We start from the raw sequence: 14,082 nt of genomic DNA, 5'->3' as shown, positions 1-14,082 counted from the left end.
ATGTTGCGTTTCCCCTGTTGTCCCTGCAGTGCGTATGCCTGTCATGGAACAATCGGAGAAACCGCATGCAACCTATCGCGCCCCGGCCACCTTCGCGTTGCCCAGCTGCGCGTCCAGGGCCGCCGCGCGCAGCAGGAACTCTGAATGCGGCGAAAGACCGACCAGCTGCGGACGGGCGCGCTGCAGCTGGGCCGTTGCCGCTGCCGCATCGCCCGCCTGCAGCAGGCTCTCCGCGTAGGGAATGCGCCACTTCGCCGTTGCCGTCGAATCGGCGCCGTAGAAACTCTCGAAGGTAGCCACCACCGTCGCCCAGCGCGCGGCGGCATCACTGTCGCCACCGCGCTGGGCCAGCAGCGCGGCCTGCATCTGCTGGCGCAGCGCCAGGCTCGGCACCGGCGAGGGATTGCGGCGATCGAACGCGGCCAGCGCTTCGCGCGCTTCGGCGATGCGACCGGCGCGGGTCAGCCACTCCAGTTCCACCAGTTCCAGCGTCACCAGCTGCTGTGAATCTGCCGCCAGGGTCCTCCGCCACACCTCGCCCACTTCGCGCAGCAGCGGCTCGGCATCGTCGGTGCGGTCGGCACGCATCAGCAGCCGTGCCAGCACCATCTGCACGTCCAGGCTGCGCGGATGCTGGTTGCCCAGCAGGCGCTGGTGCAGGGCCAGCGTCTGCCGGTACCCCCGCTCGGCCGTGGCGAGGTCACCGCGCGCCTCCTCCATGATGGCCCGGCCGTAGATCATGCCGGCGTAGGCCAGGCTGTCGGCACCGTCCACGCGGACGCTGGTGGCGATGGCCGCATCGAAATGCTGCTGCGATTCGCTGTAGCGGCCCAGATCGAGGTACTGGCCGGCCAGCGCTGCTTCGGCCGCAGCCGTGTAGCTGCTGCCGGTGCCGAACAGCTGGCGGGTGATGGCGAAGGTCTCTTCGGCCAGGCGCATCGCCTCGTCGGCACGCCCCTGCGCCAGCAGCGTGTAGACCAGCGAGCGCAGCACGCGCAGGCGGGCCGGCCCGTGCAGGGGCGACGCATCGCCACCGATGGCGGCGGCTTCGCGCAGCGTCTGCTCGGACAGCGGCAGCTTGCCCTGCGACCGGTACAGCGTGCCCAGGTTGGACAGCGTGGTCATCAGGCCAGCGTCGGCTGCCACGCCGGTGCCGTGACGGGCGAGCGCCAGCGCCTCCGCATAGGCGGCGGCGGCTTCATCGAAATCCTCGCGGCTGGCGTGGGCGCGCCCCACGGCATTGAGCAGGTCGATGCGCACGCCGGGGTCATCGTCGTCCTCCAGCAGCGCCAGCCCGCGGCGTGCTCCCTGCAGCGCGGCATCCTGCTGGCCGTCCTCCACCTGCAGCAGGGCGCGGGCCGCCTCAGCCGCGGCAATCTCGTGCGGTGGCGCAGCGGCGTCACGCAGGCCAAGCACGGCGCTCTGCAGCAGCGCGCCGGCTTCGCGCGGCTGGCCCAGGTTGCGGTAGGCGCGGCCGAGTGCGGCCTGCAGCCGCGCACGCACCAGCGGCGAGGCGGACATGTCCTGGTCGATCCGCAGCGCACCGAGATCGAGGACCTCGCGCGCCGTCATCGGGCGGTCACCGCGGATGCCCGGCTCCGCCGAATCGAACGCTGCCACCAGCAGATCGGCGATGCCGGAGGCGGCCGCCGCGTTCTCTTCGGCGCGGGCGCGGGCATCGCCGATGCGCTGCACGAAACCCACCGCCATCAGCAGCGCACAGGCTGCCACGGCGCAGGCCCGCCATTGCCGGCGCACGAACAGGCGTGCGCGCCGCACGCGGCTGGGGCGCAGCGCACGCACCGGGCGATGCTGCTGGAAACGGATCACGTCTTCGGCCAGCGCATCCACCGATGCGTAGCGATCGGCGGCGACCGGGGCGCGGGCGCGCGCGGCCACGGCCATCAGGTCGCCATCCAGGCGCACGGCCGGACCACCCAGCGCCAGCAGTTCGTCGAGCATCACCCCGAGGCTGTAGATGTCATCGGCCACCGCCGCCGGCCGTCCCGAGCGCCGCTCCGGACTGGTGTAGCGCGGCGTGGCGTAGGCGCCCACCTCGCTGCTGCCATCACTCATCAACCGCGAGATGCCGAAGTCCAGCAGCACCGGTTCGTCATCGCTGCGCACCAGCACGTTGGCCGGCTTGATGTCGCAGTGGATCACGCCCTGCGCGTGCGCGGCCTGCACCGCGCGGCAGACCTTGCAGAACAGGCCCAGCACCCCCGTCAGGGTGATGTCCGGCGAGCGGCAGGCTTCATCCAGGCGCTGCCCGTCGATGAATTCCATCACCAGGTAAGGCTGGTCGGCGCCCGCACGGCCCACGTCATAGAGGTGGGCGATATTGGGGTGCTGCAGGTCGGCCAGGATCTGGCTCTCCGCCTGCAGCCGCTCCGCCAGCGCGGGATCCAGGCTGCGGCGCATCACCTTGATCGCCACCTGGCGGCGATACAGCTGGTCGGCACGCTCGGCCAGGAAGACCCGGCCCATGCCCCCGGCCGCCAGCAGCCGTACCAGCCGCCACGGCCCGATCAGCTGCCCCACCTGGATGTCATCTGCATCCAGCGAAGCGAGCACCTTGTCGATCGAAGCCTGCATGCCGCCCAGGGCCTGGGTCTGCGCGCGCAGCAGGGCCAGCGTCTCATGCACCAGCGCAGGGTCGCCGGTCAGGGCATGCAGCTCGCTCTCCCAGAGCGGCTCAGGCAGTTCGCAGACCGAATCGAACAGCGCGCGGACCGCGCCCCAGTCCACCGCGTCGTTCATGCACCGTCATCCCGTGACGGCATGCCACCCAGGTGGCGCTTGAGCCAGGCCTTGGCGAAGCGCAGGTCGCGATCGACGGTCGGCACCGAGACGCCCTGTGCCGCGGCGATTTCCTCGCGGCGCATGCCGCCGAAGTACATCCACTCGACCGTGGAACTGGCGCGTGCATCGACATCGGCCAAGGCCAGCAGTGCCGCATCGAGGGCCAGCACGTCCACGGCATCCTGGTCGTCCACGCCTTCGCGGTCCGCGTGTTCCAGAGTGAGATGCAGCTGGTCGCCGCCACGCTTGGCCGCACCCATCGCACGTGCATGGTCGACCATGACGCTGCGCATCTTCAGCGCCGCCAGGGCCAGGAAGTGCACGCGATCGTTGTAGGCCGTACCGGGGTCGAGCATGCGCATCAGCGCCTCGTTCACCAGCATGGTCGGCTGCAGCAGGCCGGGCGAATCACCGCTCAGTCGCACCGCGGCCATGCCACGCAGCTGTGCGTACAGCATCTGCAGCAGGCGGTCGCGCGCGGACAGATCGTTGCCCGTGCTCCAGCGCTTCAGCAGCGTGGTGACGCCATCGTCGGCAGGCGATCCGGAAACCGTCATCTACATCGCGATCCATGCCCTGGTAGAGATCGCATTATTGCCCATGGCGGGCCAAACGCGACATCGCGGGCCGACACACAGCGTGCCACGGGACCGCCGCGGTCATCGACTGAAGCGGCGCGCTCCCGCCACGCAGGCCACCGCCGCCAGGGTCACCAGCAGCATGCCGGCGCTGACCGTTTCATGCAGCAGCAGCGCCGCCAGCGCCAGGCCGAAGAACGGCTGCAGCAGCTGCAGCTGGCCGACGGCCGCAATGCCGCCCTGGGCCAGCCCGCGGTACCAGAACAGGAAGCCGACCAGCATGCTGAATACCGCCACATAGCCCAGTGCCCACCAGGCCGGTGCGCCGATGGCTCCCAAAGAGGCCGGGCGCATCACCACCATCAGCGGCAGCATCACCGGCAACGCCAGCAGCAGCGCCCAGCTGATCACCTGCCAGCCGCCCAGATGCCGGGCCAGGCGCCCGCCCTCGGCGTAACCGAGTCCGCAGACCACGATGGCTGCCAGCATCAGCAGATCGGCCTGCAGCGAGGCCTCGATGCCGTTGCGTGCCGCGTAGCCGACCACGCAGGCACTGCCCAACAGCGAGAACAGCCAGAACGCCGGCCGTGGCCGCTCACCACCGCGCAGCACGCCGAACAGCGCGGTGCTGAGCGGCAGCAGGCCGACGAAGACGATGGTGTGGGCCGACGACGCGTGGCGCAGGGCCAGCGCAGTCAGCAACGGGAAACCCACCACCACGCCCAGGCTGACCATCGCCAGGCCGGGCAGGTCCGCGCGCGCCGGCCGTGGCTGCCGCAGGGCCAGCAGCAGGACCAGGCCGAGCACGGCGGCGATGCTGGCGCGCGCGGCGGTGACGAAGCCGGCATCCAGCTCCAGCACTGCCAGGCGCGTGGCGGGCAGCGAGCCTGCAAAGATCACCACACCGATGAAGCCGTTGATCCACCCACGTGCCGACCGTTCCACGCTGATATCCGTTGCGATGGCACCACTGGCCCGGGCAGCCATTGGGCCATTGCCGCACGCCTGCACCCAGCTACAATCCAGTACAGTCGCAAGTAACTGTACTGGTCACACTTCCCACACAGTCGCCGCCATGTCCCGATCCCCCAGCCGTATCGACAGCGTCATCCATGCCGTGCGCACGCGCATCGCCGCACGCCAGGATGGACCCGGCGCGCGCCTGCCCTCGGTGCGCGCACAGGCGGCGACCATGGGCGTTTCGGTGTCCACCGTGGTCGAGGCCTACGAGCGGCTGGCGGCCGAAGGCGTGATCGCCGCGCGCGCCGGCTCGGGGTTCTACGTGGCCGGGCCGCTGCCGCCGCTGGCCCTGGCGGCGATCGAGCCACGCCAGGATCGCGCGGTGGACCCGCTATGGGTGTCGCGGCAATCGCTGGAAACGCCGGCCGAACACCTCAAGCCCGGCTGCGGCTGGATGCCCAGCGAGTGGCTGTACCAGGACGGCCTGCGCCGCGGCCTGCGTCGGATGGCGCGTGCCGAGCCTTCAGCACTCACCGACTACGCCAGCCCGCTCGGGCTGCCGTCGCTGCGCCAGTCGCTGCAGCGGCGCGCGGCCGGGCTCGGCATCGAGGTGCCGCTGGACCAGGTGCTGCTGGCCGAATCGGGCACGCATGCGGTCGATCTGGTCTGCCGCCTTCTGCTGAAGCCGGGCGACAGCGTGCTGGTCGACGATCCCAGCTACTTCAACTACCACGCGTTGCTGAAGGCGCACCAGGTGCAGGCCATCGGCGTGCCGTACACGCACAGCGGGCCGGATCTGGACGCGTTCGCGGCGGCCCTGCAGGCGCACGCGCCGCGGCTGTACATCACCAACTCCGGCCTGCACAACCCGACCGGCGCGGTGCTGTCGGCAGCCACCGCACACCGGCTGCTGGGCCTGGCCGAACGCAGCGGGATGACCATCGTCGAGGACGACATCTTCGCCGACTTCGAGCTGCGCCCTGCCCCGCGCCTGGCCGCACTGGACGGGCTGTCACGGGTGATCCACGTGGGCAGCTTCTCCAAGACCGTCTCGGCCGCGTCGCGCTGTGGCTACATCGCTGCGCGCGCGGACTGGATCGACGCACTGGTCGACCTGAAGCTGGCCACCAGCTTCGGCGGCGGCCACCTGGCCGCGCACCTGATGCACATTGCGCTGACCGACAGCGGCTACCGCCGGCACATGCAGGCCATCCGCGCGCGCCTGGCCGATGCCCGCAAGCACACCCTGCGGCAGGTGCAGCGCCTGGGCATCACGCCGTGGCTGGTGCCTGAAGCCGGCTTGTTCCTGTGGTGCCAGCTGCCCGATGGCCGCGACGCCGCGGCGCTGGCCCGGCACTGCCTGCGCGAAGGCGTGGTGGTGGCGCCGGGCAATGCCTTCAGCCAATCGCAGCGCGTGGCCGACTATGTGCGCTTCAACGTGTCGCAGTGCCAGGACCCGCGCATCTGGCAGGTGCTGGCGCGGGCGCTTTCGTAGAGTCGAGCTTGCTCGACTGATGGCTGTGGATGCAGCAGACCCAGTCGAGCAAGCTCGACTCTACGGCACCACGGTGATGCCGATGCGCTGCATCAACAGCGCCGTCTGCTGCACATCCAGGCGGGCACCACGCAGGTTCACCACGCGCAGGTCCAGGTCGCCCAGCTCCGAACCGGTCAGGTCGCAGTCGGTGAAGTTGGCACTGCTCCAGTCGATGCCCTCGAACTGGCCGGCCGACAGATCCGAACCGGCGAAACTGGCGCCGCTGACGTTGGCGCCGTCCCAGCGGTTCTCCCACAGCTCGCACTTCTCCAGCGTCACCCGCGAGAAGTTGGCGTAACGCAGGTTCGATTTCTTGATGAAGGCACTGCAGAACCAGGTGCGCGTGGTGATCTGGTTCATGAAGCTGGCGTTGCTGAAATCCGCGCCCTGCGCGCGGCACTCGCTGATTTCCAGGCCCAGCGCTTTGATGAAGTTGAAATGGCACATGCTGATGTCGCAGCTGCGGAAACTGGCTTCCTTCAGCGTGGCGCCATTGAAGCGGCAGCCGGTGCGGCTTTCGGCATCATAGAAACTGCAGTTCACGAACTCGGTGGCGGTCAGGTCGGCACCGGAAAAATCACATCCGTGGAACTGCTGGTCGACCACTTTCTGGCCGGCGTACTGGTCGCCAGCGATGCGCAGGCGGTGATGGACAGCGGAGGGCATTCAGTTGGATCCAATCATGTTCGGTCGTTGCCCGCTTCAGCGGCCACGGGTCGCCAGCAGGCCATTGGCACCGGCCCACTGGTTGATGTCATCGCGCCTGATGGCCGCAGCCATCAGGCCGGGGAACGCATCGGGCGTGCAGGCAAACGAGGGTACGCCCAATGCGGCCAGCTTGCCTGCCAGTTGCTGGTCATAGGACGGCGTGCCTTCATCGCTCAGCGCCAGCAGCACGATGAACTGCACGCCCGACTCCACCAGCTCGCGCGCACGCGCCAGCAGCTTGTCCTCCACCCCGCCCTCGTACAGGTCGGAGATCAGCACCAGGATCGCGCCGTGCGGTTCGCGGATCAGCCCCTGGCAGTAACTCACCGCCCGATGGATGTCGGTGCCGCCGCCCAGCTGCACGCCGAACAGCAGGTCCACCGGATCATCCAGCTGCTCGCTCATGTCCACCACTTCGGTGTCGAACACCACCAGCCGCGTGGATACCGCCGGCAGCGAGGCCATCACCGCGCCGAAGATGCTCGAATACACGACCGAGGCCGCCATCGAGCCGCTCTGGTCGATGCACAGCAGTACCTCGCGCTGCGGCTTGCGGGCCTTGCGCCCATAGCCCACCAGTTCCTGTGGCACCACGGTGCGCAGCTCCGGCTGCCAATGCCGCAGGTTGCTGCGGATGGTGCGGTGCCAGTCGATCTCCGCCAGGCGCGGCCGGCGGTTGCGGCGGGCGCGGTCCAGCGCACCGGTCACCGCCGAACGCATCGGTTCCTCCAGCCGGCGCAGCAGATCGTCCACCACCGCACGCACCACCATGCGCGCGGTGTCCTTGGTCTGCGCTGGAATGACCTGGCTCAGGCCGATCAGGTTGGCCACCAGGTGCACGTCCGGCTGCACCTGCTCGAGCATTTCCTTTTCCAGCAGCATCTGGGTCAGGTTGAGGCGCTGCAGGGCATCACGCTGCATCACCTGCACCACGGTGGAGGGGAAATAGCGGCGGATGTCACCCAGCCAGCGCGCCACGTTCGGCGCCGAACCACCCCGCCCGCCGCGCCGGCCCAGGCCGCCCTGGCCATCGGGGTCGTACAGGGCGGACAGCGCCTGGTCGATCCCCTGCAGCGGCTTGGGCAGTTCGCCACAGCTGCCATCGGCCTGCTGGCCGAGGATCAGCCGCCAGCGCTGCTCGCGCGTGGTCGGCACGCTGCCCACAGTGTCCTTGGACAGATCGTCTGGTGTGCTCATCCGGCAATCCCCAACAGTTCGCGCAGCATCGGCAGCGCGCGCTCGGCACGTGCCAGGTTCCAGTCCGGGGCCTCGCTGGCCACCGCCTTCGTCACGGGTGCCTGCTTGACCCGGGTGCCGAGGTCACGGCGATCAGCGGCCTCGAACGCAGCAAAGGTACGGCGCACCAGCGGCAACACCCGCACCAGCTGCGCTTCGTCCAGGCTGACCACCCAGCCATCGATCATCCGCCACACCGCATCGTCATGCAGCAGCACGGTGGCATTGCGGTTGAGGAAACCGTCCAGCCACTGGGCCGCCTGCAGCGGTTCGGCGCCCGGCGACAGCTGCTGCTGCAGCTGGGTATGCACGGTCTCGGCTTCCAGCGCGCCGGCGTCGAACAGCAGGCGCAGGCTGACACCACGCAGCAGCGCGCTGCTCGCCTGCGACAGTGCCACCCGCCGCAGCGCCTGCCGCCAGGCGTCGCGGCCGTCGGCATCATCACGCAGGCCGATCGCGCGTTCGGCGGCCAGCACGATCTCACGCGCGCTTTCCGCGCGTGCTTCATCCAGACCGGTCAATGCCAGCGACAGGCCGATCACCGCACGCTCCAGCATGCTGTCGAACAGGTGCGCGACCTGCACGCCTTCGGTCTGCCGCACGTTGCCGTAGCGATGGATGTTGGCCAGCGGCGGAAGCGCACCGAGCAGGGCCAGCGGATCGGCATCGGTGGCCGCACGCGCTTCCAGTTCGGCGGCGATGGCCTGCACGGCCTGCGGCAGATCGGCCAGCAGCACCTGGTCGACCAGCTCGGATAGTGCCGGCAGGTCGGCGGCAGCGCGTGCATGACTGACCGCGAGGTTGGACGCCGCATCTACCAGGGTCTGGCCATGGCGGCTGGCCTCCACCAGCGACACCAGGAAGTGCGGTTGCCAGGCCAGCTGCCAGATTTCGTGGAAGGTGCCGCGTGCGGAATGACCGGTACGCGCCAACCGCCCCCATTCGATGCCCAGCAGACGCAGGCGGTGCAGCAGATGGCTGCGGGCCAGGTCGTTGTCCTTGCGCAGATCCAGGTCGAGGGTCTTTTCCAGCGCCTCGGGCTTCAGCCGCAGGCGCTTCTGCTGCGCTTCCAGATCACGCTGCAGCGGCACCACCGGTACGCTGTCGGGCACCTGGCCCAGCGCGTTGCCGATCAGCAGCTGTTCGCGGATCAGCTGCATCGGCGCGTCGTCGCCATTGCAGATGATGCTGCGGCTGGCCTCACCGATCTCTTCCAGGCCGGGCGCGGGGCGACCGCGCAAGGCCGCCAGGGTGTCCGCCAGGCGCGTGGCTTCGATCAGGTGCGCGGAGGAACAATCCAGGCCGTGCTCGCGCAGCAGACGGCCCACGCGCGCATACCAGCCCACCGCACGCTGGCCGTGCTGGCCCGCATTGCGCCACAGATGGTCGTACCAGCCCGGCGCATCGACACCGGCGCCGTAACCACTGCCCGCGCTCAGGTGGCGATAGGTCCACGGCACCCAGGTGCTCTGCGTCTTGCGCCGGCCCTGGCCCTTCAGCAGGCGGTTGTCGGCGGCGGCGCTGTTGGCGCGCAGGGCCGCCGGCTGCAGCGCCGGCACGTGCCACGCGCCGCAGACCACGGCCACGCGGCTGAAGGTCTTGCCCGCCGCACGCAGTGCCGCGCGCATGTGTGCCTCGCGCATGGCTTCCTGCTCGCCGCGCCGGCCCGGGTAATCGGGCGTGTGTTCGCGCAGGGCGGTCATCGCTTCGGCAATCGCCTCGAACAGCCCTTGGCCGTCGCCGCGCTCCTCGACCATGTGGTTCCACCAGGCCTCGCCATCGGCATGCCCGGCGACCTTCGCCAGCCAGTCCAGCGGATCGGCCGGACGCGCCTCGGCAGCGTCTTCAGCATCGGGCGCTGCCGGCGCAGTATCGGCACTCTCCCCGGCCTCGGCCTCGGCATCCGCCTCGCGCGGCGGCGGCGCCTGCCGCGCCTGCTCCATCCATTCCAGCGACAGGGCTGGCGGCACATCCATGAAGCGCACGTCCACCGCATTGCGCATGGCCCACTGCAGGGCCTGCCATTCCGGCGAATACAGCGCATACGGGTGGAACACCGCCAGCTGCGGGTCTTCCACGCTGTAGGACAGCAGGGCCACCGGTGGCTGCATGGCCGCGTCCAGCATGTGCGGCAGCAGGTCTTCGGTGCCGGCCGGGCCTTCGATCAGCACGCAGTCCGGCTGCAACGCTTCCAGCGCGGCCAGCAGGCTGCGGGCGCAGCCCGGGCCGTGGTGGCGGATGCCGAACAGGGAAATCCCTTCACTCATCGGCGCGGGCCTGCTCAGGCGTGTTCGCGGAAGGCGCGGTACAGATCCTTCCACTCACCGCGTTCCTTCACCACTGTTTCCAGGTACTCCTTCCACACCAGCGCATCCTGCACTGGATCCTTGACGATGGCGCCGATCATGCCGGCGGCCATGTCCGCCGGGCGCAGCACGCCATCGCCGAAATGGCCGGCCAGGGCCATGCCGTTGTTGATCACCGAGATGGCCTCGGCGGTGGACAGCGTCGCCGTCGGGCTCTTCAGCTTGGACTTGCCATCTTCGGTGACACCGTTGCGCAGCTCGCGGAAGATGCGCACCACACGCGCCACCTCCTGCAGCGCTGGCGGCTCGGCCGGCAGGTCCAGCGCGGCGCCCATCTCGGCCACGCGCTTGAGCACGATCGCCACTTCGTCTTCCTCGCTGGACGGCACCGGCAGGATGACCGTGTTGAAGCGGCGCTTGAGCGCGCTGGACAGCTCGTTGACGCCCTTGTCGCGGTTGTTGGCCGTGGCGATCACGCTGAAACCGCGCACCGCCTGCACTTCGCTGCCCAGCTCGGGCACCGGCAGGGTCTTTTCCGAAAGCACGGTGATCAGCGCGTCCTGCACATCGGCGGGAATACGGGTGAGTTCCTCGATACGGGCGATCTTGCCCAGACGCATCGCGTTCATCAGCGGGCTGGGCACCAGTGCCTTCTCGCTGGGACCATTGGCCAGCAGCTGGGCATAGTTCCAGCCGTAGCGGATCTGCTCTTCGCTGGTGCCGGCAGTGCCCTGCACCAGCAGCGTCGAATCGCCGCTGATGGCGGCGGTCATGTGCTCGGACACCCAGGACTTGGCCGTGCCCGGCACGCCGAACAGCAGCAGCGCGCGATCGGTGGCGATGGTGGCCACGGCGATCTCCATCAGACGGCGGTCACCAATGTACTTGGGGCTGACCACGAAGCCATTGTCCAGCGTGCCGCCGACCAGATAGGTGACGACCGCCCACGGCGACATCGTCCAGTTGGCCGGGCGCTGGCGGTTGTCCTGGCGTCGCAGTTCCTCCAGTTCCTCGGCGTATTGGTGTTCGGCGTGCTGGCGCAGGACGGCAGTGGTCATGGTGGCTCCGTGTGTATGGGGTTCGGTCAGAAGGGGGAATACAGGGCCTGGCGCAGGGCCAGCAGCGCACGTGCCTGGTGGGCGACGTGCAGCATCGCGTCGGTAGCCGTGGCCGGTGGTTCGGCGATCTGCACGCTGGCCAGCGTGGTCGGATGCAGCACCGCCAGCAGTTCCAGCAGGCGGTCGCGCAGCAGGTAGTCGTAGCGCAGGCGTTCGTCGCCGAACAGCGCACCGACGCTGGGCGCCAGCGCCTGCGAATAGGCCGCGCTCAGCGATCGCGCTGCGCCGGTGCTGTCCACCACGTCGCCCAGCAGGTTCTGCGAGATCAGGTCCTGCAGCCTGGCCGGCCAGTGCCGCTCACGCTGCACCGCCGGCAGCAGGGCCAGCAGCTCGCTCTTGCGTGGATGGGTTTCCTTCAGCGCGATCAGCGCTTCCACCCAGTCTGCTTCGCTGGCGTCCACGCGCTCCAGCCACGCGCGCAGCAGCGCCTGGTACCAGTCACCTTCTCGCGCCCAGGCCACGACGTCGGCAGCGGGCTTTTCCAGCGTGCGGCACCACCACGCCAAGGGCAGCTGGCGGGCCAGCTGATACAGCCACCACGCGCGCTCGCCGAGCACTTCGCCGTTGGGCCGCTTGCTGTCGATGCCCGCATCGGCCCAGCCCGGATCGAGCGCGGCCGGTGCCTCCAGCGTCCAGGCCAGGCGACGCAGCAGGCCACTACGTGATTGCTGCAGCAGCCCTTCCATCTGCGCCTGCAGGTACGCCGCGTGCGGCGATGCAGGCAAGCGCCCCAGCATCGGCCCGACCAGTGCGCGCACCTCGCGGCTGCGGTCCTTCAACAATCCCTGCAGCAAGGGCACATCGTCGGCATGCAGTTCTGGCTGCAGCGCGGCGATGAAGGCCGCGCGCTCGCGTGCAGGCAGTTCCTTCAGGCTGTCCTGCAGCCGCGTGCGTGCTGCCGCCGCATCATCCACGCGCTGCTGCTGGAACATCGCCAGGCGCGCCTCGCTGCTGCCTTCGTTCCACACCTGCTCGTCATCGGCTGCGCTGGCCTGCGCTTCCACCGCCGCGCCGGCATAGCGCCACTCCGCATTGCAGGCAGCAAGCCAGTGCCCACGCACCCCCAGCACGGCACGCAGTGGCTCGCGCAGCGCCGCGAAACGAGCGCCGGCATCCAGCGCCTGCGGCAGCACGGCCACCGGCAGGTGCCGGCCGTACGCGGCCAGCCGTTCGCAGGCCTGCTGGCGCAACCGCTTGCCCCAGGGCGAAACCTGGCCCGGTTCGAATACGTTGGCCAGCAGCGGCACCCACGGGTGATCTGCCGCCATCTGCAGCGGGTCATCCGGCGCCGGCGGCGGCACGTCCACCGTTGCGGCCGTACGTACGGCGGCGCGCTCGCATGCCGCCAACACGCCTACCTGGCGGCTGTAGGCCAGGGCCGGTTCGTCCGCAGCGGCAACCGCCTGCAGCACCGCGTCCAGCGCGCCACCCACGGCGATCACCTGCGGGCGATCAATGCCCAGCAACGCCGGCTTCAACCAGCTCTGGTTCATGCCGCACTCCTTTCCCAGCGCTCGTCGCGCGCGTTCCATGCCGACAACGGCAACAGCACCTGGCCGTCCCACTCGCCCATCACGCACAGCGGATGGCCACCTGCGAAGGCCATCAACGCCCAGGCCTGCAGGCCGGGCAGCTGCAGCGGCAGTGCGCCTTCGGCATGCTGCAGCCAGCACTGCATGCCGTCATGGGCGATGTGTACGTCCTGCAGGCGCATCGGCACCTGTGGCAGCCAGGGGTTGCGCGCAAAGGCCAGCGAGGCGGCGTCGAAGCTGTCCGCGCGCGGCACCTCATGCTCGGCGCCCGCTGGCGCGAAATCGGTCACCACCGCCCGCAGCGGCACGCTGCCGGCGTGGAAATGCAGTCGCGCCGCATGCACGCTGCCCGTGCGCCACTGTTCCTGCCAACCACGACCACCGTGGCTGAAATCCTGCACCAGCGCGCTGCGACCGCTGTCCAGCCCGTGCAGCCAGACCCGGCGCTCGACCAGGTTGCCCGGCTGTTCCAGCAGCCATTGGCCCTGCACGTGCCACCGGTCGTGCACGGCCTCGCCATCGCGCTGCACCACCTCGCGGTCCACCGGCCAGCCCAGTGCAGCGCGCAGGTCGGCCAGCCGGGCCGGTTCGTACGCCGCACGGCGGGCCACGGCCTGGGTCAGCAGCTGCAGCAGGCCCAGCCGGGCACCCAGTTCACCCAGCCCGGCCAGGCCGGGTGTGGCCTCGCCCAGCGCCGCGTCCAGCTGGCTGGCCAGTCCGGGCGCCTGTGCATCGATCATGCGCGCCACCATCGTGCGGCCCTGCGCGTGGAAATCGGCCGGCAGATTGGCCAGGCCCTGCCGGAACTGGTCGGCGATCCAGCGCTGCAGCTCGGCGGCGCCGGCGTCGATGCGGCTCCACCGCGTCTGTTCACGCTTGGCAGTGGCGGCGGCCTGCGCCTGCGGATCGGGCGGCGGAGCCGCGGCGGCCGCCTCAACGGCGGCCTCCTTGCGCGCGGCGCGGTCGCGGCGCCCGTTCAGCCATTCATCCACCCACGCCGGGCGCGCCTGCGGCACGCAGCGCGGGTTGCCGGCCGCGTACAACAGCAGCAGGGCCAGGCCATGTTTACAGGGAAATTTGCGGCTGGGGCAGGAACAGCGGCTGACCAGCGCCTCCAGGTCCACCTGGGTCTGGTAGGGCTTGGAACCACTGCCCTGGCATTCGCCCCACAGCGCCTCGTCATCGGCACCGAGCAGGCCCCATTTGCCATCGATGGCCAGACCGGCGCCGGCCTTGGCCGACGCCGCATCCGGCGCAAGCGCGAGAACCTGCTCGCGCGTGAGTCGTACTTCCATATGCGTACCC

The 14,082-nt window shown here is 69.8% G+C and carries 10 protein-coding genes; 1 reads left to right on the top strand and 9 read right to left on the bottom strand.

Annotation, left to right across the window (positions count from 1 at the left end):
- Positions 1-72: 72 nt before the first annotated feature.
- The 3 genes from IAE56_RS02970 to IAE56_RS02960 all read right to left on the bottom strand — a co-directional run bounded on the left by IAE56_RS02970 (position 73) and on the right by IAE56_RS02960 (position 4,325).
- The gene (locus IAE56_RS02970) at positions 73-2,760 is read right to left on the bottom strand and encodes a tetratricopeptide repeat protein (RefSeq protein WP_200751405.1); all 2,688 of its coding nucleotides are present in this window, start codon (positions 2,758-2,760) and stop codon (positions 73-75) included.
- Positions 2,757-3,359, bottom strand: a complete 603-nt coding sequence (locus IAE56_RS02965; protein ID WP_108767999.1) for an ECF-type sigma factor — start codon at positions 3,357-3,359, stop codon at positions 2,757-2,759. Before IAE56_RS02965 ends, IAE56_RS02970 begins: the two co-directional genes overlap by 4 nt.
- Positions 3,360-3,461: 102 nt before the next feature.
- Entirely contained in the window at positions 3,462-4,325 is an 864-nt protein-coding gene (locus IAE56_RS02960) for a DMT family transporter (protein WP_108767998.1), read from the bottom strand.
- A gap of 130 nt (positions 4,326-4,455) precedes the next feature.
- On the opposite strand from IAE56_RS02960, the gene IAE56_RS02955 reads away from it, so the two are divergent.
- A complete protein-coding gene (locus tag IAE56_RS02955) occupies positions 4,456-5,835 on the top strand; it encodes a PLP-dependent aminotransferase family protein (RefSeq protein ID WP_200751404.1) in 1,380 nt (459 codons plus the stop codon).
- A gap of 60 nt (positions 5,836-5,895) precedes the next feature.
- Here IAE56_RS02955 and smqnr read toward each other — a convergent pair whose 3' ends face one another.
- From smqnr to IAE56_RS02925, 6 genes are read right to left on the bottom strand one after another with little or no spacing between them, the layout of a single operon-like run.
- Positions 5,896-6,543: a SmQnr family pentapeptide repeat protein gene (smqnr, locus tag IAE56_RS02950; RefSeq protein ID WP_200751403.1), complete on the bottom strand. Its 648-nt coding sequence runs from the start codon at positions 6,541-6,543 to the stop codon at positions 5,896-5,898.
- A 36-nt stretch (positions 6,544-6,579) separates the two neighbouring features.
- Positions 6,580-7,782, bottom strand: coding sequence for a VWA domain-containing protein (locus tag IAE56_RS02945; RefSeq protein ID WP_200751402.1), 1,203 nt, complete (start codon positions 7,780-7,782; stop codon positions 6,580-6,582).
- Positions 7,779-10,088 (bottom strand): DUF5682 family protein, encoded by a 2,310-nt coding sequence (locus IAE56_RS02940; protein WP_200751401.1) that lies wholly within the window; start codon positions 10,086-10,088, stop codon positions 7,779-7,781. Before IAE56_RS02940 ends, IAE56_RS02945 begins: the two co-directional genes overlap by 4 nt.
- A gap of 14 nt (positions 10,089-10,102) precedes the next feature.
- Positions 10,103-11,185 carry an AAA family ATPase gene (locus IAE56_RS02935; protein ID WP_200751400.1) on the bottom strand — a complete coding sequence of 361 codons (1,083 nt, stop codon included), beginning with the start codon at positions 11,183-11,185 and terminating at the stop codon, positions 10,103-10,105.
- Positions 11,186-11,211: 26 nt separating this feature from the next.
- On the bottom strand, positions 11,212-12,738 hold the full coding sequence (locus IAE56_RS02930) for a DUF5691 domain-containing protein (protein WP_200751399.1): 1,527 nt from the start codon (positions 12,736-12,738) through the stop codon (positions 11,212-11,214).
- Positions 12,735-14,072 (bottom strand): SWIM zinc finger family protein, encoded by a 1,338-nt coding sequence (locus tag IAE56_RS02925; RefSeq protein ID WP_200751398.1) that lies wholly within the window; start codon positions 14,070-14,072, stop codon positions 12,735-12,737. The genes IAE56_RS02930 and IAE56_RS02925 overlap by 4 nt, the downstream gene beginning before the upstream one ends.
- Positions 14,073-14,082: the final 10 nt, after the last annotated feature.

The sequence above is a fragment of the Stenotrophomonas sp. S41 genome, from assembly GCF_016624625.1.
Taxonomy (GTDB): domain Bacteria; phylum Pseudomonadota; class Gammaproteobacteria; order Xanthomonadales; family Xanthomonadaceae; genus Stenotrophomonas.
This window is presented reverse-complemented; position numbering and strand designations above follow the sequence as displayed.

Coding starts and splice junctions, on each gene's coding strand:
- IAE56_RS02970 (WP_200751405.1), bottom strand. CDS start 2,760: ATGAACGACGCGGTGGACTGGGGCGCGGTCCGCGCGCTGTTCGATTCG.
- IAE56_RS02965 (WP_108767999.1), bottom strand. CDS start 3,359: ATGACGGTTTCCGGATCGCCTGCCGACGATGGCGTCACCACGCTGCTG.
- IAE56_RS02955 (WP_200751404.1), top strand. CDS start 4,456: ATGTCCCGATCCCCCAGCCGTATCGACAGCGTCATCCATGCCGTGCGC.
- smqnr (WP_200751403.1), bottom strand. CDS start 6,543: ATGCCCTCCGCTGTCCATCACCGCCTGCGCATCGCTGGCGACCAGTAC.
- IAE56_RS02945 (WP_200751402.1), bottom strand. CDS start 7,782: ATGAGCACACCAGACGATCTGTCCAAGGACACTGTGGGCAGCGTGCCG.
- IAE56_RS02940 (WP_200751401.1), bottom strand. CDS start 10,088: ATGAGTGAAGGGATTTCCCTGTTCGGCATCCGCCACCACGGCCCGGGC.
- IAE56_RS02935 (WP_200751400.1), bottom strand. CDS start 11,185: ATGACCACTGCCGTCCTGCGCCAGCACGCCGAACACCAATACGCCGAG.
- IAE56_RS02930 (WP_200751399.1), bottom strand. CDS start 12,738: ATGAACCAGAGCTGGTTGAAGCCGGCGTTGCTGGGCATTGATCGCCCG.
- IAE56_RS02925 (WP_200751398.1), bottom strand. CDS start 14,072: ATGGAAGTACGACTCACGCGCGAGCAGGTTCTCGCGCTTGCGCCGGAT.